General features: G+C 69.5%; 16 protein-coding genes, 1 tRNA gene and 1 riboswitch. Of the genes, 9 read left to right on the forward strand and 8 right to left on the reverse strand.

The features are described 5' to 3' along the window. Nucleotides 1-236: 236 nt before the first annotated feature. A riboswitch (cyclic di-GMP riboswitch) is annotated at nucleotides 237-324 on the forward strand. 44 nt (nucleotides 325-368) lie between these two features. Then, the gene (locus tag AC3A57_RS22375; RefSeq protein ID WP_487580913.1) at nucleotides 369-2,891 is read left to right on the forward strand and encodes a hypothetical protein; all 2,523 of its coding nucleotides are present in this window, start codon (nucleotides 369-371) and stop codon (nucleotides 2,889-2,891) included. Between the two features lie 289 nt (nucleotides 2,892-3,180). Here the strand turns inward: AC3A57_RS22375 and thiS are convergent, their stop codons facing one another. Beyond that, on the reverse strand, nucleotides 3,181-3,381 hold the full coding sequence (gene thiS, locus AC3A57_RS22380; RefSeq protein WP_487580914.1) for a sulfur carrier protein ThiS: 201 nt from the start codon (nucleotides 3,379-3,381) through the stop codon (nucleotides 3,181-3,183). Nucleotides 3,382-3,684: 303 nt separating this feature from the next. On the opposite strand from thiS, the gene AC3A57_RS22385 reads away from it, so the two are divergent. The 4 genes from AC3A57_RS22385 (at nucleotide 3,685) to AC3A57_RS22400 (ending at nucleotide 7,789) form a co-directional block, all read left to right on the forward strand. After that, nucleotides 3,685-5,481 carry an autotransporter domain-containing protein gene (locus tag AC3A57_RS22385; RefSeq protein WP_487580927.1) on the forward strand — a complete coding sequence of 599 codons (1,797 nt, stop codon included), beginning with the start codon at nucleotides 3,685-3,687 and terminating at the stop codon, nucleotides 5,479-5,481. Nucleotides 5,482-5,620: 139 nt separating this feature from the next. Then, a tRNA-Gly gene (locus tag AC3A57_RS22390) sits at nucleotides 5,621-5,694 on the forward strand. Nucleotides 5,695-6,185: 491 nt separating this feature from the next. Beyond that, nucleotides 6,186-6,725 carry a DUF3060 domain-containing protein gene (locus tag AC3A57_RS22395; RefSeq protein WP_487580915.1) on the forward strand — a complete coding sequence of 180 codons (540 nt, stop codon included), beginning with the start codon at nucleotides 6,186-6,188 and terminating at the stop codon, nucleotides 6,723-6,725. A 323-nt stretch (nucleotides 6,726-7,048) separates the two neighbouring features. Further along, the gene (locus AC3A57_RS22400) at nucleotides 7,049-7,789 is read left to right on the forward strand and encodes a hypothetical protein (protein WP_487580916.1); all 741 of its coding nucleotides are present in this window, start codon (nucleotides 7,049-7,051) and stop codon (nucleotides 7,787-7,789) included. A 20-nt stretch (nucleotides 7,790-7,809) separates the two neighbouring features. On the opposite strand, the gene AC3A57_RS22405 is transcribed toward AC3A57_RS22400, so the two are convergent. The 7 genes from AC3A57_RS22405 to AC3A57_RS22435 all read right to left on the reverse strand — a co-directional run bounded on the left by AC3A57_RS22405 (nucleotide 7,810) and on the right by AC3A57_RS22435 (nucleotide 13,924). Continuing rightward, nucleotides 7,810-8,490, reverse strand: coding sequence for a DUF6182 family protein (locus AC3A57_RS22405; RefSeq protein ID WP_487580917.1), 681 nt, complete (start codon nucleotides 8,488-8,490; stop codon nucleotides 7,810-7,812). Nucleotides 8,491-8,507: 17 nt separating this feature from the next. Then, nucleotides 8,508-9,614 (reverse strand): hypothetical protein, encoded by a 1,107-nt coding sequence (locus AC3A57_RS22410; protein ID WP_487580918.1) that lies wholly within the window; start codon nucleotides 9,612-9,614, stop codon nucleotides 8,508-8,510. Beyond that, complete coding sequence (locus tag AC3A57_RS22415; RefSeq protein WP_487580919.1) at nucleotides 9,611-10,186, reverse strand: nucleoside/nucleotide kinase family protein; 576 nt, start codon at nucleotides 10,184-10,186, stop codon at nucleotides 9,611-9,613. Before AC3A57_RS22415 ends, AC3A57_RS22410 begins: the two co-directional genes overlap by 4 nt. Then, the gene (locus AC3A57_RS22420) at nucleotides 10,183-10,848 is read right to left on the reverse strand and encodes a hypothetical protein (RefSeq protein WP_487580920.1); all 666 of its coding nucleotides are present in this window, start codon (nucleotides 10,846-10,848) and stop codon (nucleotides 10,183-10,185) included. The genes AC3A57_RS22415 and AC3A57_RS22420 overlap by 4 nt, the downstream gene beginning before the upstream one ends. Beyond that, on the reverse strand, nucleotides 10,845-12,386 hold the full coding sequence (locus AC3A57_RS22425) for a GH3 family acyl-acid amido synthetase (RefSeq protein ID WP_487580921.1): 1,542 nt from the start codon (nucleotides 12,384-12,386) through the stop codon (nucleotides 10,845-10,847). Before AC3A57_RS22425 ends, AC3A57_RS22420 begins: the two co-directional genes overlap by 4 nt. A gap of 238 nt (nucleotides 12,387-12,624) precedes the next feature. Then, nucleotides 12,625-13,173, reverse strand: coding sequence for a cold shock domain-containing protein (locus AC3A57_RS22430; RefSeq protein ID WP_487580922.1), 549 nt, complete (start codon nucleotides 13,171-13,173; stop codon nucleotides 12,625-12,627). A 124-nt stretch (nucleotides 13,174-13,297) separates the two neighbouring features. Then, a complete protein-coding gene (locus tag AC3A57_RS22435; protein ID WP_487580923.1) occupies nucleotides 13,298-13,924 on the reverse strand; it encodes a DNA-3-methyladenine glycosylase in 627 nt (208 codons plus the stop codon). A 545-nt stretch (nucleotides 13,925-14,469) separates the two neighbouring features. On the opposite strand from AC3A57_RS22435, the gene AC3A57_RS22440 reads away from it, so the two are divergent. From AC3A57_RS22440 to AC3A57_RS22455, 4 genes are all read left to right on the forward strand, one after another. Further along, entirely contained in the window at nucleotides 14,470-14,916 is a 447-nt protein-coding gene (locus tag AC3A57_RS22440) for an ATP-dependent zinc protease family protein (protein WP_487580924.1), read from the forward strand. 36 nt (nucleotides 14,917-14,952) lie between these two features. Beyond that, complete coding sequence (rimK, locus tag AC3A57_RS22445) at nucleotides 14,953-15,861, forward strand: 30S ribosomal protein S6--L-glutamate ligase (RefSeq protein ID WP_487580925.1); 909 nt, start codon at nucleotides 14,953-14,955, stop codon at nucleotides 15,859-15,861. A gap of 523 nt (nucleotides 15,862-16,384) precedes the next feature. Then, entirely contained in the window at nucleotides 16,385-17,065 is a 681-nt protein-coding gene (locus AC3A57_RS22450) for a response regulator transcription factor (protein ID WP_221669668.1), read from the forward strand. A 3-nt stretch (nucleotides 17,066-17,068) separates the two neighbouring features. Further along, nucleotides 17,069-18,397, forward strand: coding sequence for a sensor histidine kinase (locus AC3A57_RS22455; RefSeq protein WP_487580926.1), 1,329 nt, complete (start codon nucleotides 17,069-17,071; stop codon nucleotides 18,395-18,397). Nucleotides 18,398-18,479: the final 82 nt, after the last annotated feature.

Genomic DNA, 18,479 nt, shown 5'->3' on the forward strand with positions numbered 1-18,479 from the left:
GATGGGAGGGGCGCATCCACGGCAGCGGCGGCAGAAACCGGCCACTCCGGAGGCCTGCGCGGGCCGCCCATCGCAATCGGCGACCGTTCGTCGTCCGGCTCAAATAATGTGACTGACGTCGCAAAATGCGGCGTATAGTCCGGCCTAGCGGTACCTGGGGAGGGCGTTGCCGATACAGCGCTCTGCAGTGCCGTCGCGGCGCCCGCCAGGGGAAGCGGGTGCCGCCGTTGTACAGGACTCGAAAAAGGCACAACCGGCGCGAGCCGGCGTCGCAAAGCCACGGATGCCGATCCGCATAGGGGGCGGCATGGCCGAGCTACCGAGCGCGAAGAACCGGGCGCTTGCTGCCCCGCTCACGGAGTTCTGACATGTCCACCAACCGACGCTGGCGTCCGCTGCTCGCAGCGGCGCTGCTCATGGCTTCCGTCGGAGCCTTGCCAACCGCGGCCTGGGCCGCCTCGGTGCAACCCACCACCTACCCCGGCAACTTCGCCGGGTGCGACGACCTTCCCGGCGTCGGCACCTGGCAGGGCGGCGGGGCCAGTTCCGGCGGCGCACCCATCGACGGCCAGGTCTACAACCTGGGCAACGGCCAGACCATCACCTTCAACTACACGCCCTCCGGGCAGAACAAGTACATCGGCTTCACTTCGAGCATCCCGATGGACTACATCGTGATCAAGGGCGGCAACGCCTATAACGTCTTCCACTACGACCCTGCCGTCCTCAGCGATATCAATCTATACGCGCCCAACAACGCCAGCGGCGAGCCCGCCGGCGTCAGCCATGTCGCGTTCTGCTTCCTGCCCAAGCCGACCGGCGAAAAGACCGCCGTGGCCAGCTGGAAGCGCTACACCGACTGGCAGATCGAAAAGACCGTCACCCCCGAGAGCATCACCATGCTCGACGGCGACAGCCACCAGGTCGAATACACCGTCACCGCGACGCCGACCACGCGCGGTATGTACCGCGTCGCCGGCACCATCACCGTCAAGGACCCCTTCAGCTTCGGCTGGAAGGCCACCGCGGTCGTCGACACCCTGCAGTTCAACAACAGCGCGACCCAGTTCACGCTGCAATGGACCGCCGCCAGCGGCGACACCGACACCCTCAACTGCGTCAAACCGGCGCCGAATGCGGACAAGATCATCCTGTCCTGCAGCTACGCGTTCGAGCTGAGCAGCATCAGTCATCCGTTCCTGCTCAGCGCTACCGGCGGCATCAACGCCGCGGGCATCACCACCGAGCGAAAGTCCTGCAGTTGCAGCGACGACGGCAGCAGCGGAGGCACCACGAGCTACACCTTCACCGCGAGCGCGCCGTTCACGATCCCGGCCAACCCGGCCGAGAGCTACGGCGATACCTTCGCGATCGACGACTCGATCCTGCCGAACAACCCGGACCACAGCTTCAGCCTCGGCAACGGGCCGTACGTGTGGACGTATCCGCGTCCGCAGCCGTTCGTGTGCGGCGCCGACCAGGGCCAGCACACCAACACCGCGACCGGTACCTGGAGCACCAGCGCCAGCACCAACGCCACCGCCAGCGACTCGGCGATGGTGACCGTGGCCTGCCGGACCGTTTCGGTCGTCAAGACCGCGAACACCCGCTACGACCGCGACTATGCCTGGACTCCGGACAAGCACGTGGTGGTGACGCCGGCCGACGCCAAGGTGGTCGGCATGCAAGGCTGCCTGGCCGATCCGATCGTCGGCGGTCCGTACGCCGGCAACTTCCTGTGCGACGACGTGCAGGTTCTGCTCAATGCCGGCGGCAACTACGAGACGGTCTATCGTCTCGCGGCGACCCGCAGCATCGAGTCGGAAAGCGGCTTCAGGGTCAGCGGCAACATCCTGATCAGCTGGCCGGGCGATGTGACGCCGCAGTTCAGCCCCGCGGACCCGAGCGACACGCTGCACTTCAACGGCGGCGCGACTCAGGCCGTGGCTCCGACCTGCGAACCGCCGGGCGCGACCTCGCTGAGCTGCGACTACGCTGCGGACGTGGCCGACAAGACCGCCGGCTACAACGAAGCCAGCATCCAGCGCGTGCTGAAGTGCTACGACGCCGCCGGCAACGCCAGCGACTGCGGTTTCAAGAGCTACACCTCGAACCAGGCCGCGTTCTCGTTCGGCGCGCCCACCACTGAAGCCGACGCTTGCGTCGTGGCCAGCGACCTGTTCAACGGTACGCCGGGCCTCAACCTCGGCGGCAGCTTCGGCTGGATCGTGGAGCCGTTGGTGTGCGACAGCTTCGCCAAGTTCGTCACCGGGGACATCAACCCCGATCCGAACATCGTCGAGAGCCTGGATATCTTCGCGGCGTGGATCCTGCCGAACCAGACCGGTCCGGGCAACACCTGCGAGTTCATGGTTCCCAACGTGCTGACGGTGAGTGGCATCGGCGAAGCGGGCGGCGTCAACGCCAGCGACGAGGCCATCGTCACCGTGAAGGTGCCGGAACTGTGCGCCGCCGCGGGTTGCACCTACACCCAGGGCTACTGGAAGACCCACTCGAAGTACGGTCCTGCGCCGTACGACGCGACCTGGGCCATCATCGGAGAAGACACGCTGTTCTTCAGCTCCGGTCAGACCTGGTACAAGGTGTTCTGGACGCCGCCGAAGGGTGGCAACGCGTACTACATCCTGGCGCACCAGTACATGGCCGCCCGCCTCAACGTCGAAGCCGGCGCGAGCGCGCCGCCTGCGGTGCAGAGCGCGATCGCCCAGGCTACGGCGTGGTTCACCGGCCGCAGCTCGGCCGCTCCGAAGGGTGCGGCACGCGATACGGCGATCAACCTCGCGGGCATCCTGGCCGCCTACAACGAAGGCACCACCGGTCCGGGCCATTGCTCGGTCTCGCCGGCGACCATCGTCGACGCCGGTACCTGATACGCCTGATACGAATGCGTGCTTGGAGGTCGTACTTGAGCCCCGGCTTCGGCCGGGGCTCTTTTCTTTGTGGGGATGCGTTGCCTAAGGGGCGCCGGACGATGCGTGGCTTCGGAGCGCGGCGTGCTGTCCACCGCTGCGGCTGTCGCGGCTCACGCCGCTCCTACAGGGGGCAGTAGCCGCGCTCGGCTTTTGTAGGAGCGGCGTGAGCCGCGACAATCGCAGCGACGTACGCAAGCGCCGCCGCCGAAGCCCGGAGCCTGCGCCGTTCGCTGCGCAACGGCGAGCCTCAGCCGCCGCCCAGCGCGTGCACGATCTCGATCTTGTCGCCTTCGCCGATCGCCTGCTCGGCGTGGCGACCGCGCGGGACGATTTCGCCGTTGATTTCGACCGCGACCCGGCGTTCGCCGAGCCCTTCCCGGCGCAGCAGTTCGGCCACGGTAAGCGCGGCCGCGAGCGTGCGCGGCTCGCCGTTGAGCTGGATGTTCATGCGCGCATTGTCGCGTGCGCGCCGCGTAGCGGCCAGTGCCGGCGCTGGCGGCGCGATGCCCGGTTCGTGACCTTCGGCCGCGGTCGCCGGCCGCCGCAGCGGCGATAATCGCCGCGCCGTTTTGCCGCGCTGCGCCTTGCCTTGGCCGGTCCGCGCGTGTTTGGATCGGCCATCCGCCGGCGTATGTCGCCCGGGCGGAGCTCCTTCCGGCCCGGGCCGGCCCGTTCGCGGGCCGGGCCCGTCGCCACCACCACCCGTCACATCACCGCAGGGAAGTTCATGATGAAACCCGTTCGTACCGCGCTGGCCGCCGCACTGCTGCTGGCGACCGTCCCGGCCCTGGCCCAGGACTACTCCAAGACCGTCTTCATCGGCGACAGCCTGACCGACTCGGGCTGGTTCCGTCCGCGCCTGGTCCAGGCGGTCGGCCCGAACGGCGCCTTGCTCGGCCGCTTCACCACCAACCCGGGCCTGGTCTGGTCGGAATACCTGGGCGAGTACTACGGCGGCAACGCCGCCAGCGCCAACCAGGGCGGCGACAACTACGCCGTCGGCGGCGCCCGCACCGGCACCAACACCACCGGCGCGCTGGGCACCATTCCGTCGCTGGCCACCCAGACCGCGAACTACCTGGCCAGCACCGGCGGCCGTGCCGACCCGAACGCGCTGTACAGCGTGTGGGGCGGCGCCAACGACCTGTTCGCGGTGGTTGCCGGCGCCCCGGCGCAGACCACCATCGCCAATGCCGTCACCGCCCAGATCGGCGTGGTCGCCTCGCTGCGCAACGCCGGCGCCGAATACATCCTGGTGCCGACCGTGCCCGACCTGGGCTCGACCCCGCAGTTCCGCGCCGGCGGCGCGGCCGCCCAGGCCACCGGCACCCAGCTGGCGACCAGCTACAACAACGCCCTGTACAGCGGCCTGGCCGCGTCCGGCCTGCGGGTGATCCCGCTCAACACCTTCAGCCTGCTGCGCGAAATCGTCGCCAACCCGGCTCCGTACGGCATCACCAACGTCACCGGCACCGCCTGCAACCCGCAGATCACCGCCTCGTCGGTGACCTGCAGCCCGGTCAACTACGCCACCCCGGACGCGCCGGAAACCTACGCCTTCGCCGACGGCGTGCACCCCTCGGGCAAGGCGCACAAGATCCTCGCCGACTACGCCCTGGGCGTGCTGGAAGCGCCGCGCTTCATCGCCGTGCTGCCGAACTCGGCCGCCGCCACCGGCCGCGCCCGCGCCGACCAGGTCACCACCCACATCGGCGAGCGCCCGGACGGCGAGGGCATGCGCTGGTGGGCCAGCCTGCGCGGCGACTTCCAGCGCTACGGCCACGGCGACCTGTACGACGGCGCCGGCCCGGCGCTGACCGGCGGCGTCGACTGGCACCGCGGCAACCTGGTGTTCGGCGCCTTCGCCGGCTACGGCCAGCAGAAGCAGGACTTCGGCCTGCGCCACGGCGAGTTCGAGCAGAAGGAAGCCAGCATCGGCGGCTTCGCCGGCTGGTACGGCGAGCGCGCCTGGGTCAACGGCCAGGTCAGCTACACCAAGCTCGATTACGACATCGACCGCAACGCCAACCTCGGCCCGGTCTCCCGCGTCCACCACGGCTCGGCCGACGGCGACAACGTCACCGTCGCGGTCAACGGCGGCTGGGAGTTCGGCCACGACGCGCTGCGCCACGGCCCGGTGCTGGGCCTGGTCTCGCAGACCATCGAAGTCGACGGCTTCGCCGAAAGCGACCCGACCCTGGCCACCTCGCTGGCCTACCCGAAGCAGGAGTTCGACTCGCTGATCGGCAGCGTCGGCTACCAGGTCCACTACACCCACAGCGAAAGCTTCCGTCCTTACGCGCGCCTGACCTTGGACCGCGAGTTCGAGGACGCCCCGGACCAGGCGTTCGCGCGCCTGCAGAGCGTGCAGGGCCTGGGCGACTACGCGGTCAAGGGCCGCCACTTCGACCAGAACTACGGCACCCTGCTGTTCGGCGTGCGCACCAAGCTGTTCGGCCTGGACACCAACCTCGGCGCCAGCGCCACCATCGGCCAGGGCGCCGGCAACAACACCACGGTGTTCGCCCAGATCGGCAGCGGCTTCTGATCGACGCCGTCGTCGAATAAGGCCGCAAACGAAAAACCGGGCCGCAAGGCCCGGTTTTTTCTTGGCTTGCCGGTTGTTCGCCGCCCGCCCGGGCCGCGCATTGCCAGCGCCGCGGCCGCGGCTTAGACTTGCCCGGTAAGCGGGTGTAGTTCAATGGTAGAACTGCAGCTTCCCAAGCTGCTAGCGTGGGTTCGATTCCCATCACCCGCTCCATCTCCCAGTCTCCGCCCTTCCGGGCCTTTGCCGCGCGTACGCGCCGACTCGCAAAGACTTCTGCGAATCCCAAACCCAGACCGCGCTGCCTCCCGCGAGGTATCGCCGCAGGCGCTGTTTCGTGCCGAGTCCACTCCTGGCTCGCGCCGTCATTGCCCAGCCTGCGTTGCGGCTAGCGCCGCTTCGGCTTGCCTGGGAGCGATCCACTGCGATGGGGGTGCTTCTCCGCCCCTGAAAAGGGGGCAGGGGAATTTGCTTGGCGCCATGGCCGGGCGGCCCTAAGGTCGTGCTCAAGTGCCGCCATCGTCGGGTGCATGCGGGTTGAGGCGGCGCCAGCGGCTGACTGGGCCTGGACGCGACCGATGGTATAACCGGCGCCGCTCCTGCAGGCCGGCCCCGCCGGTTCGGAGCCCTCGATCAATGGCGATATCAAGCAGTCCGGCGAAGTCGGCCGGCCACTGACCCAACCTAATCCAAACAAGGACGCTTCGATGAAGGCTCGAATCCACCCGCGCGGCAACTCACGCACCGACCACTCGTGGCGCTACACGCGCCTGCTCGCCGCTTCCGCCTTGTGCCTCGCGGCGGCCGCTTGCAGCGACGGTGCGGGCGGGGCCGTCGGCGCGGCGATGTCCAACGAACTCGTCGATCCCGCCAGCGGCGCCAGCTGCGGCCAAGGGGCGAACGTGCGGATCACCAAGAACGACTTCCAGACCGTGCTCAACGGCCAATGCGGCGCGGTCGTCATCACCGGCTCGAACGGATCGGTCAACGTCGACCACGCCCGATCGATCCGCGTCGAAGGCACCCAGGTCACCGTGCTCAACGAAAAGGTCGAGACGCTGGAAACCGTCGGCTCGGACAACACCTTCAACATGACCGAAGTGGGGCACGCGACCGTCGCCGGCGATCGCAACACGCTGTTGGGGCGCAGTTACCGGCAAGTGACGTTCAAGGGCCAGGACAACTCGGTCAATACCGACAACGAGCCGCAACTGGACGACCAGGGCACCGGAAACAAGGTCATTTGACACGGTCCCGACCGCATCGCGGCATGACGAGCCGGTCGCCGGCCCGTGCAGTTGACAAGACTCGGGTCGGTTCCCGAGGCGGTCGACGAAAGTGCATGGGCTGCGGCCGGCAGCCGTAGGCGTCCCTCTTGGCGAGCCGAGTCTTGCGCAGACGCTCGCCAATCGCGGCGGAAGCAGGAAGGGCGGGCATTCGTCAGCAAAGTCATCTGAACCTCCGGCGTCTGCCCTTTCATGCCGGCGACGCAGTGCATATGGTGGCGCAACGCGCTTGCATGGGCCCCGCGCCAAGGAGAGGATGGGGCATCCAAGGAAAGGAACTCGCGATGCTCCGAGCCACCCGCCGCACCGTTCCGCTGCTGTTGTTCGCGTTGACGACGGTGATCGCTTGCACGCGCCAGGCCGCAACCCCGCCCACGCCAGCAACCGCTTCGCCCGAGCCTCCTGGTGCGGCGGCGCCGGATCCGCAGGCCGATCTCGTGGTCGTGGTCGGCGAACGGGTCGCGCTGGACGATATCCACGACCCGGACTCGCTGGGTGGCGGCTATCGAGCGCGCTACCGCGTTCTGCAGCGGCTGCACGGCCGCCAAGAGGGGGCGATGGTGGAGTTCGAGTTTTACCAGCATCTCGGGGAGCCGCACCTGCTGGGTTTCAGCCACGCCTTGCTGTTCCTGCGCCGCGACGGCGATCGCCTGTCGGAGCTCGCCCACTACCCGGTGTTCGCCGCGCGCGGTGGCGGCTGGGCCGGTTGCGCGCCGGTCTCCGAGATGGAAGCACGGCGGCGCAAGGACCGCGCCCGGGCGGTGCCGGGCGTGTTCGCTGGCGACGCGACCTACATCGAATGGGTGCCGCCGAACCCGTCCGACTACCCCGCCGAGCACTTCCGGATTAGCCAGAACCGCATCCATTGCCTCACTGGCACGCCGGTGCAGGAACTGTACGCCTTGAACAAGCACATCTTGGAGACGGGGGCCGGGCCGAACTCTTTGACGCCGGAGCAGGTCGAGGCCGTCACCCTGCCGGTGGTCGAGCCCGCGTCCCCGGACCGGCAACCCGACGGGGGTTGAGGCTGGCCATCCGATGCGCTTCAACCCGTCGTATGGCGGGCGGGGCGATGGCTCCGGATGGACTGGGTTTCGGGCCGCAGCACCGCCCGACACCCCGGCGGCGACTCATCCAGGTCCAACCGCAACTGCACCGCGTCCTCGGTGCAAACCGGCGCCGCGCTGCGATGCTTTAGCCTGATCCGCCCGCCGAAACCGGGGTCGACGATCGCCGCCTCGGCCAGCAGGTGCAGCACATGCACCAGGTAGCGCGGCCAATCCAGTCCGCCGACGTCGATCTCCAGTTCCCAGCGGCCCTCGCCCTCGTCCCAGACCAGTTCGATCTCGCTATCCGGATCCGGGCCGGTGCGGGTCTTCAACGGCACCAGCAGATCGGCCAGGCGCGGATGGCGGGCTTCGGCGTCGATCAGGGCGTAGCCGAGGGTATCGGCTTGGATGTGGCTCAGCAGCGCGGCGACGGCGGTGCGGCCGGGGTGTCCGGCGAACAGGCGGACCTTGGTGAAGTTGGCCAGCCAGGCCTGGCGGTCGTCGCTGGGCATGTCGGCGATGACGCGGGCGAGACCGCGCGCCAGCGCGGGAAGGTCGGGTTCGCGCACGACCACGAACAAAGTGCGGCGGGCGGCGGCGCGTTCGCCGGCGCGGGCGACCGCGTCCAGCCGCCGCTGCATCAGGGTTTGGTGCAGAGGATCGAGGTCGTTCGGCATGGTCGCGCTCGGGGTCGTCACAGCAGGCATCGCATCACCGCGTGGCGCAGGCCGGGGCCGGCTTTCTTCTGTTCCAGCACCGACAGCGCGCCGTAGACGTTGGCGCTGCCGTCGCGCTTGATCAGGTTCGCCAGCGCGACCCGGTCGGCAGCGGTGAGCGGCGCCGGCTGGTGGGCGGCGAGCAGGCGGCGCGCGCGCTCCAGGCTTTGGCCCAGGCCGGCGTCGGAATAGCTGGCCGGTTCGCGCAGGCCCAGCGCATGCAGGAAGTAGAGCCGGAAGCCGAGGCGGATTTCGGCATCGCTGGCGCCGCCGGCGACGCGTTCGAGCAGGCGCGCGCCGGTGTATTGCTCCCAGCCGCCTTGCTTGGCGCTGAGCACCAGGCCTTCGACCGGCACCCGGCTGAAGCCGACCCGGCGGCAGGTCAGGCCGAAGCGCTGCAGCACCCGCAGCAGGGTTTCGTAGTCGCGCTCGATGTTGGCGTCGTGGTACAGGCAGACACGGTCGTGCTGCGGCGCGCGGTCGAGCAGGTCGCGCAGGATCGCCAGCAGATAGTTGGGCAGGCCTTGTTCGGAGATCAGCACCCGCAGCGGCCGGCCCTGCTCGGTGAGGTCGAGGTAGACGCCGCCGCCGAAGCGGCGCTGGTCCAGCAGCAGGTCCCGGGCCTGCAGCCGCGCCAGCACGGCGTCCTGGTCGAGGCCGAAGGGCACCGAGTGGAACAGGGCGTCGGGGGCCAGCCCGAGGGTGACGAAGACCCGGCCCCATAGCGCCAGGATCCGGCGCGAGGCCGGGTGCACGTAGCCTTCGTTCTCGATCCGGCGCGCGTAGGCGGCGATGCGTTCGGCCGACGGCAGCGGGCCGCTGCGGTGGCATTCCACGTACAGGGCGCCGATCTCGCCCTCGCTCATCGCTTCGAAGTCGGTGCCGGCCTGTTCGCGGTCGAGGTAGTCCCAGAAGCGGATGGTCTGCAGCGAGATGTCCCAGGGACGGCGGTTGTGCCAGATCGCGCCGGGGGTGAACAAGCCTTCGAAGCGGCGCATGAAGTCCAACAGCAGCGCGCCCTTGAGATGCGAGGGCGTGAGCGGCTTGGTGGGGGTGATGCCGACCGGCGCGTACAGCGTGCTCATGCGGTCATGCCGCTCTCGGCGAAGTCCTCGCGCAACCAGGCGCGCAACTGCGCCTGGGCCAGCGCCGGGGTCTGGCTGTTGTCGACGATGCGTTGCGCCAGCGGCCGGCCCATCCGCAGTTCGTCCTCGAAGCCGGCCAGGCGCGAGCCGATGTCGCCGTCGCGCTCCAGGCGCGTGCGCAGGTGCGCCTCGACCCGCGCGCGCGGCGCTTCGACCTGGTAGACCACATGGGTCGGAAAATAGCGCGACAGGCGCTGCACCAGCATCGCCCGCATCATCAGCACGCGGATGCGGCCGCCGTCGCTGTGCAGGGCCTGGCGCGGCAGGCCGTAGCGCGCCTGCAGGCCGAACAGCTGCGCGGTCTCGAGGAAGAAACCGTCCCGTTCGCGCGCGCTGAACTCCTCGTCGTCGACGAAGACATGGTCGGCGTTGGCCGGGTCTTCGTAATGGCGCGGCTTGCGCGTGGTCCAGGTCGGCACCAACTGGACCAGCCCCTCCCGGCGCAGCGGTCCGAACAGGGTGCTCTTTCCGACCCCGGAAGGGCCGATCACCACCAGAATCTTGGCCATCATGTACTCGCGCGCATCGCCGCGTCCTGGAGCGGCGGGGACAACAGCGTCTGCAGGGAAATCGCCGCGATCAGCGGCAGCAACAGGTTGTCGGTGCCCTGGTGCGAAAACGCCTCGATCAGGGTCAGCGCGGCGCCCAGCGCCACGGCGACCAGCACGGCGGCGGTGGCCGGCAGGCCCATCCACACGCCGGCCGGCACCAGGATGGCCAGCCCCGACAGGAAGAACGCCGCGCTGCCGGCGTACGATTTGGCGTGGCCGAACAAGGTGTAGCGGCGGCGGCCGTAGGCCTCGCCGACCACCCCGGCCAGGGCGTCGGAAATGCCCAGCACCAGGTAGGCGGCGACGAAGGCGGGGTAGGACAGGCCGATCGAGGTCGCCACCATCAGCGACAGCGGCAGCAGCAGGTCGCCGTAGGACTTGCGTTCCACGCCCATGATCGAGCGCAGCAGCACGGTGCCGCGCAACAGGGCGATCGCGGCGAAACTGCCGGCGGCGATCCAGAACAGCTCGCGGTAGCCGATGCCGAACAGCGGGAAAGCCGCGACGACCAGGCAGCTGCTGACGTGCACCGACTTGCGCGAGACCTCGGCCGGCGCGCCGAAGCGGCGCACCAGGTCGCCGAGCAGGAAGCAGCCGAGGATGGCGAGGACGAAGCCGATCATCGCGAAGGGCTCACGATGCGGTCCTTGACCTGCGGCGGACGCAGGCCGGCGGCGACGCGGTCGCACCATTGCTGGGTGAAGTAAGCCGGCGGCACTTGCCGTACCTCGCCCAGACGGGTGCCGGCCATCGCCGCGTCCGCGGCATAGGCCTGGCGCAATGTTTGCTCGCGGATATCGACCGGCTGGGCATCGTTGCAGGCCACCAGCAGGTCGAGCACGCCCTGCGCCGCCGGCACGAAGGTGAAGTTGCGCAAGCGCAGGTCGTACTCGTCGTTGTAGCGGCGCATGAAGCGCAGCAGGGCCGACTCGGGCACCGTCGCGGACTGGGTCAAGCGCCCGGCATAGGCCACCGTGGGCACGCTGCCGGCGCGTCCGGTCACTTCCAGCAGGTCGCCGAGCACGTAGCGGCAGAAGCCCGCGGCCTGGGTCGCCACCACCGCATAGCTGCCGCCTGCGCGCAGCTCGTGCAGCCGCAACGGCGTCTGCGAGTCGCCGGCCTGGACGTCGAGGAACTCGAAGAACGCGGCGTTGTAGGCCATCACTCCGCGCAGGCCGTCGGCCAGCAGGTGCATGGCCAGCGGCACTTCGGAGGCGGCCAGCGGCGCCGGAAGCACGGCGACGTCGGCGCCGTAGTCGGCGACCACTTGTTGCAGGTAGATCCCGGCGATGCCTTCGTCCCAGCACAGCAGGCGCTCGACCTGCGGCCACACGTCGGCCGGCAGCAGGCGGCCGCGCGCGGCGCGCCGCGCCGCCAGCCGCTCGGCCAGCGCGGGATCGGGCTCGGCGACCGCGCGGCCGGCGAAGCTGCCGTCGGCGAGGTCGGCGAACAGGCGCTCGGCATTGGCGTCGAGCAACTGCGGTATCGCCGCCAGGATCGCCGGGTTGATGCCGATGAATTGGCGGATGTCGTGGCCCGCGGCCATCCGCAGGCGGAAGTAGAGGCGATCCAGGTCGGCCGGGATGTCCGCCGGCACCCTGGCCCAGGGGCCTTGCGTGCCCGGTTCCAGCAAGGCCGCGCTGCCGAATTCGTTGGCCAGGTTGACCTGGCTCAGGCCGACGTGCGGCGCGCCGCTGGCCAGCACCGCGGTGTCGCGCAGCGGGTCCCACTTGAAGTTGACCGTGCGGTCGCGGCTGGCCGCGAACCCCGGATGGGCGCGCATCGCGCCTTCCAGATAGGTCAGGTAGAACGGATTGAAGGCCTCGGCGAAGTAGGCGCGCGGCAGGGGCAGCACTTTGGCCTTGCCGGCGGTGCTGCCGCTGCTGGAGATGAAGCGGAACACCTCGCCGGCGAACAGCACGTCGCGCTCGCCGGCGACGATCCGGTCGACATAGGGACGCAGTTGTTCGTAGTCGCGCAACGGCACCCGGCGCTGGAAGTCGGCCAGGCTGTCGATGCGGTCGAAGCCGTGTTCGCGGCCGAAGGCGGTGTCGCGTCCGCGCGCGATGAGACGAGACAGCACCTCGTCCTGGGTGCGCGTCGCGGTGTCCAAGCCGCCGATGAAGTCGGCGTAGTGTTGCTGGCCTTGCCCGATGCCCATGACAGTGCTTCCTGCCCTCATGAAGGAGTCTTGCGGTCGTCGCGCGGGCGTCCGGAATTTGCGTGACGCAGTGCCGGCCGGACTATACGAGTAATGCTTGTTCGGTTTTTTGAACGATGCTGGCGTTTCGAATTCTGTTGATGGATCGGCACAAGTCCGTTCCGCGATCGTTGTCACGGCCGCTCTCGCCGCGGTGCGACGACGCGCGCCGCGTAGCGCATGCGCTCGGTCCGTTGAGCTAGTTGCACCATTGCCGCTCGCACGGATCGCCATCGCCGTTGCCGTCCATCTGGACGTTCGGGCAATGGGCGAGGAAGTAGCGGGCTTCGGCGCAGGATCGCATCTGGCTGCAGCGGGTGCGGCCGTCGCAGGCGTAGCCGGTGCGGGCCGGCGGCGATCCGATCGTCGGCGGCGCATGCGCGAACGAAGGCTTGGCGAGGCGGTCGCGCGCGTACCAGCCGGCGCCGCCGATCGCGATCAGCACGAGCAGGGCGCCGCTCCAGGGAAAGCCTTCCGAGCGCGCGCGCGAGCGGCGCCTATGCGGTCTGGCGGTCGCGCGGGCCGATTCGTGGGGCCTGCGCACCTGCGCTGCGCTGAGCTTGCCTTGCCGGTCGACGACCGTGTCGAAGCTGAAGCGTTCGTTGAGCAGGGGCCGCGGACTGTCGGCGGCGAGGGCGGAGATGTGCAGGAACACCTGCGGCCCGCCGTCGTCCGGCGCGAGGAAGCCGAAGCCGCGCTCGTCGTTCCAGCGCACCAAGGTGCCCGACACCCGATCGCCCGTAGCCATCCACCGTCCGTCCATGCACCCGTATCGGACCCCAACGGTGTTTGTCGCCGGCGCAGGCCAGGCGCGGGCGCGGGCGGGCCGAGCCGGCGGCGCCGGCGGGCCGCGGCCGCGCGATCGGTTGGGCTCAGCCGCGCTCGCCGCGCCGGCCCGGTCCCTTGGACACGTGCGCGTGTCCGGCCAGGTGCCAGCGCCACGGCCGGTCGACGGCCTTGCTGATGCCGATCCGCGGACCGGCGGCGGGCGTGGCCGGCGGCGGGGTGCCGTCGTCGATCAAGCGGATGCCGCGGTCGCCGCGGACCAGGTCGGCGCCGTCGAGCGCGCCGGTAATGCCCATGGCCTGGGCCAAGCGCGCCGGACCGCTGGCCAGGTCGCGGTCGCGCGCCGGATGGCCGCGCGCCTCGCGCATCGCGTCCAGGCCCCGGACCGGTTCGAGCGCGCGCAGCAGCACACCGACGCCTTCGCCGGCGCTTCCGCAGACCGTGTTCGCGCACCAGTGCATGCCGTAGGTGAAGTAGACGTACAGGTGGCCGCCGTCGCCGAACATGGTCGCGTTGCGCCGGGTCGGGCCGCCGTAGGTGTGCGCGGCCGGGTCGTCGGCGCCGCAGTAGGCTTCGACTTCGACGATACGGCCGGCGCGTCCGTCCTCGCGCACCAGCAGCTTGTTCAGCAGTTCCGGCGCGACGATGCGCGGGTCGCGGCGGTAGAAGGCACGCGGCAGCGTGCGTCCGATCGTGGTTCGTGGTTTGGCCATCGATGCGTTCCGGCGGCGGTCCTCGGGGTTCGTGTCCCGAGCAGTGATACAAAGCCGCACCGTAGCCGCAGGTGAAGCGCGCCGCGCAAGGGACGCAGCGCGTCAAGCCGGCCGCAGCGGCCGAGCGACCGATGGCCATCGTCCGTTTTGACCCCCTCCGTCCCTCGGTGTCGGGACGACGGCCGGACAGGCGGACGGCCGTCGAACGCTTCAGCCGGTTCGCCCGCTACCGGGACCTGCGGCCTCACGCCTTGCTAATGCCGGGGCGAGCACTGTCGTGCCGGGAGGCGGTCGAGGCGGCGATGCGGCGCACATCGACCTGACGCGGGACGCACGCTAGACTGCGCGCCCGGTCCGTTCCGGGACGTGGCGCGGCCGCCCTGGCGGCGGCGCCGGTCGCGACGGAACGTACTCCCAGAGGGCGACCATGAGGTCGCTTTTTTTGTCGCCTTGCGGCGCGATGGAACGACGCCGGCCGTCCGCGGTCCAAGCGCCATCGTCCGAAGGTTCCCATTCGGTCGCGCTCGCCCTGCAGCGGAGGTTCGATGTCATCGATGATCGTCCTCGGCTGGCGCGAGCTGGCCGCTTTGCCGGGCCTGGGCATCGCCGCGATGCGGGCCAAGATCGACACCGGCGCGCGCAGCTCGGCGCTGCACGTGGAGTCGCACTGGAGCTATGTCGAGGCCGGCGCGCCCTGGGTCGGGTTCCGCCTGCGCCCGCGCCGCGGCAGCGCCCTGGTCGAGGCCGCCGCACCGGTGTTCGACGAGCGCTGGGTCACCGACTCCGGCGGTCATCGCACTCGGCGCCTGTTCATTCGTACTGTGCTGAGCCTGGCCGGCACCGAACGCGAAATTGAAATAAACCTGGCGGATCGTCGCGGCATGCGCTTCCCGATCCTGCTCGGCCGCACCGCGGTCACCGGCGCGTTCACGGTCGACCCGGCGCGCTCGTTCCTGCACGGGCGGCTGCGCCGCCGCGCGTCCAGCGTCTGAGCGCGCGTTCCCACCCTCTCTCCGCGAATCCCCCCGATGAAGCTTGCGATCCTGTCGCGCAACACCAAGCTCTATTCGACCCGCCGTCTGGTCGAGGCCGCGCGCGAGCACGGCCACAGCGTGCGCGTGCTCGACCCCCTGCGCTGTTACATGCGCATCGCCTCGGACGGGTTCCAGATGCACTACAAGGGCCGCGAGATCGCCGGCTACCACGCGGTGATCCCGCGCATCGGCGCCTCGATCACCCGCTACGGTTCGGCGGTGCTGCGCCAGTTCGAGCTGATGGAGACCTACAGCCCGAACAGCTCCGACGCGATCCTGCGCGCGCGCGACAAGCTGCGCAGCCACCAGTTGCTGGCCGCCGAGGGCATCGGCCTGCCGGCGACGGTGTTCGGCGACAACCCCGACGACACCGCCGACCTGCTGTCGATGCTCGGCCCGCCGCCGCACGTGATCAAGCTCAACGAGGGCACCCAGGGCGCCGGGGTGATGCTGACCGAGAAGCTGTCGGCGTCCAAGGGCGTGATCGAGGCCCTGCGCGGGCTGTACGCGAACTTCCTGGTGCAGGAGTTCGTCGCCGAGGCCAAGGGCGCGGACCTGCGTTGCTTCGTGGTCGGCGGCAAGGTGGTGGCGGCGATGAAGCGACAGGCGCCGAAGGGCGATTTCCGCTCCAACCTGCACCGCGGCGGCAGCGCCAAGGGCGTGCGCGCCAGCGCCGCCGAGCAAGAGGTGGCGATCCGCGCCGCGCGGGTGCTGGGACTGGGGGTGGCCGGCGTGGACCTGATCCGCTCGGTCCGCGGCCCGCTGGTGCTGGAGGTCAATTCCTCGCCGGGCCTGGAGGGCATCGAGGAGGCCAGCGGGGTCGACGTGGCCGGGGAAATCGTCCAGTACGTGGCCGGCCGGCTGCGCGAAAAGGCCCCACGCCGCGCTGCGGTGCGACGCTGAACAGGGCCCCGGCCGGGCCGGGACCTTGCCCGATCCTCGTCAATGGCAAGCCTGGCAGGTCATCTGTCGGCGCTCCGCCGAACGGCAGCGCCCCGGCGCGGAAGGGCTAGGCCGGGCCTCGGCCAATTTCAAGTTGCATTTAACTTGCTTTTAACGCGATCTTTAACGACCGTTTAATCGAAATCCGCGTAGCGTTACCCGGACCGAAGCACTGCAGCTCCACCAAATCACGCTCCTCGTCAGACGTATCTGGTCGAAGCAGGTTACGGTAATCGGGGCAATACCCTTTTGGCCCAGGCGCGGTGGCCCCGCGTCTGGGCCTTTGTTTTTTGCGGCCGGGATCGAGCATTCGGGATTGGGGATGAACTCCGGGGCGACTTCCGGGGATGGGGGCGAGGCGTTTCCCGTTCATTTTACAAACGCTCTGGCATCATCCTTCGCTTGCCGTCGCGGCCTCGCGCGCGACGCCTACGGAACCCGGGCGTGCGGCCGCGGTCGAACGCCAACCCACTGGGACGAGCCCATGCGCATACTTGTGATCGAAGACAACCAGGACATCGCCGCCAACCTCGGCGACTTTCTCGAAGACCGCGGACATACCGTGGATTTCGCCGCCGACGGCATCACCGGCCTGCACCTGGCGGTGGTGCACGATTTCGACGCCATCGTCCTCGATCTGAACCTGCCCGGGATCGACGGCCTGGAGGTCTGCCGCAAGCTGCGCAACGAAGCGCGCAAGCAGACCCCGGTGCTGATGCTGACCGCGCGCGACAGCCTCGACAACAAGCTGGCCGGTTTCGATTCCGGCGCCGACGATTACCTGATCAAGCCGTTCGCGCTGCAGGAAGTGGAAGTCCGCCTCAACGCGTTGTCGCGCCGCGGCCGCGGCGTGCAGACCCGGGTGCTCAACGCCGCCGACCTGGAATACAACCTGGACACGCTGGAAGTGCGGCGCCAGGGCAAGCTGCTGCAGCTCAACCCGACCGCGCTGAAGATCCTGCAGGCGCTGATGGAGGCCTCGCCGGCGGTGGTCACCCGCCAGGAACTGGAAACCCGGGTCTGGGGCGAGGAACTGCCCGACTCCGACAGCCTGCGCGTGCACATCCACGGCCTGCGCGCGGTGGTCGACAAGCCCTTCGACACGCCGCTGATCCAGACCCGCCATGGCATCGGCTACCGCATCGCCGCTCCGGACAACGGTTGACGCGTGGCCTCAGGCGAACCCGCCGCTAGCGCGCGGCTGAGAAAGAAGAAGCGCTTCCGGCGGCGCCTGCGCAGCCGCATCATCCTGTCGTTCGTGCTGTTGGGCTTCGGCCTGACCACGATGTTCGCGTTCGCGACCAACTGGACCCGCACCCGGGTCGAGAACCAGCTGGTCGAGGACGTGATGAACCGCAACATCGACGAGTACGCGCGCCAGTTCTACCTGGCGCCGGATTCCAACCCGCAGGTGCCGTTCCAGCAGACCCGCGCGCGGGTGGTGAAGAGCGACCGCTTCGAACAACTGCGGGTCGAGCAGCCCGACTGGTACGCGCTGCCCGACGGCATCCACAACATCCAGGGCAAGGACCCGGACGGCAGCCCGTTCTCGTACAAGCTCGGGGTGCGCAAGACGCCGACCGAGTGGTTCTTCCTCGCCTACGACATGACCCAGGCCAGCAAGGGCGAGGCCCAGTTCAACCGTGCCCTGTACCTGTCGGTGCTGGTGTTCACCCTGTTCTCTTTGCTGGTCGGCTGGTGGGCGGCCTCGCGGGTCATGAGCCCGGTGTCGGAACTGGCCAACCGGCTCAAGCGTTCCGGCCGCAGCGCCCAGTCCGAAGCCCTGGCCGCGCACTTTCCCGACGACGAGGTCGGCCAATTGGCCGAGGCGCTGGACGACTACGCCGAGCGCCTGACCAACGTGGTCCAGCGCGACCGCGAGTTCAACGCCGACGTCAGCCACGAGCTGCGCACCCCGCTGGCGGTGATCAAGGGCGCGGTCGAACTGCTGCTGTCGCGGCCGGACCTGGAGGACAAGACTCGCAACCGACTATTGCGTATCCAGCGCGCCGAGCAGCAGTGCACCGACCTGATCAGCGCCCTGTTGCTGCTGTCGCGCAACGAGCGCGGGCACGGCTCGACCGACATCGCCAAGCTGTCCGAGCAACTGCTCGACGCCCACCGCGCCCAGCTCGGCGGCAAGCCGCTGGCGCTGCGGATCGAGGGCGAGCGCGGGCTGGTGGTCGACGCGCCCGAGGCGGCGGTGGCGGTGGCGCTGGGCAATCTGATCGGCAACGCGGTCAAGTACACCACCGAGGGCGAGGTGGTGGTGCGCCTGCACCCCGACTCGGTCGAAGTGATCGACTCCGGCCCCGGCCTCAGCGCCGAAGATGCGGCCAAGCTGTTCGAGCGCGGCTACCGCGGCACCCACGCCGGCCATTCCCAAGGCGGCGGCATCGGCCTGTCGATCGTGCGCCGCCTGTGCGCCCTGTACGGCTGGGACGTGCGGGTGAAGCCGGGCGAGGCGCGAGGCGTGGTGGCGACGTTGACGTTCTGAGCCGTGGCTCGGGACTCGGGACTCGGGACTCGGGACTCGGGACTCGGGACTCGGGACTCGGGACTCGGGACTCGGGACTCGG

The sequence above is a fragment of the Lysobacter sp. Soil_C_15 genome (assembly GCF_057657315.1).

What these genes read in the sequence shown, in the direction of transcription:
- AC3A57_RS22375 (WP_487580913.1), top strand. Translation starts at nt 369, where the DNA reads ATGTCCACCAACCGACGCTGGCGTCCGCTGCTCGCAGCGGCGCTGCTC.
- thiS (WP_487580914.1), bottom strand. Translation starts at nt 3,381, where the DNA reads ATGAACATCCAGCTCAACGGCGAGCCGCGCACGCTCGCGGCCGCGCTT.
- AC3A57_RS22395 (WP_487580915.1), top strand. Translation starts at nt 6,186, where the DNA reads ATGAAGGCTCGAATCCACCCGCGCGGCAACTCACGCACCGACCACTCG.
- AC3A57_RS22400 (WP_487580916.1), top strand. Translation starts at nt 7,049, where the DNA reads ATGCTCCGAGCCACCCGCCGCACCGTTCCGCTGCTGTTGTTCGCGTTG.
- AC3A57_RS22405 (WP_487580917.1), bottom strand. Translation starts at nt 8,490, where the DNA reads ATGCCGAACGACCTCGATCCTCTGCACCAAACCCTGATGCAGCGGCGG.
- AC3A57_RS22410 (WP_487580918.1), bottom strand. Translation starts at nt 9,614, where the DNA reads ATGAGCACGCTGTACGCGCCGGTCGGCATCACCCCCACCAAGCCGCTC.
- AC3A57_RS22415 (WP_487580919.1), bottom strand. Translation starts at nt 10,186, where the DNA reads ATGATGGCCAAGATTCTGGTGGTGATCGGCCCTTCCGGGGTCGGAAAG.
- AC3A57_RS22420 (WP_487580920.1), bottom strand. Translation starts at nt 10,848, where the DNA reads ATGATCGGCTTCGTCCTCGCCATCCTCGGCTGCTTCCTGCTCGGCGAC.
- AC3A57_RS22425 (WP_487580921.1), bottom strand. Translation starts at nt 12,386, where the DNA reads ATGGGCATCGGGCAAGGCCAGCAACACTACGCCGACTTCATCGGCGGC.
- AC3A57_RS22430 (WP_487580922.1), bottom strand. Translation starts at nt 13,173, where the DNA reads ATGGCTACGGGCGATCGGGTGTCGGGCACCTTGGTGCGCTGGAACGAC.
- AC3A57_RS22435 (WP_487580923.1), bottom strand. Translation starts at nt 13,924, where the DNA reads ATGGCCAAACCACGAACCACGATCGGACGCACGCTGCCGCGTGCCTTC.
- AC3A57_RS22440 (WP_487580924.1), top strand. Translation starts at nt 14,470, where the DNA reads ATGTCATCGATGATCGTCCTCGGCTGGCGCGAGCTGGCCGCTTTGCCG.
- rimK (WP_487580925.1), top strand. Translation starts at nt 14,953, where the DNA reads ATGAAGCTTGCGATCCTGTCGCGCAACACCAAGCTCTATTCGACCCGC.
- AC3A57_RS22450 (WP_221669668.1), top strand. Translation starts at nt 16,385, where the DNA reads ATGCGCATACTTGTGATCGAAGACAACCAGGACATCGCCGCCAACCTC.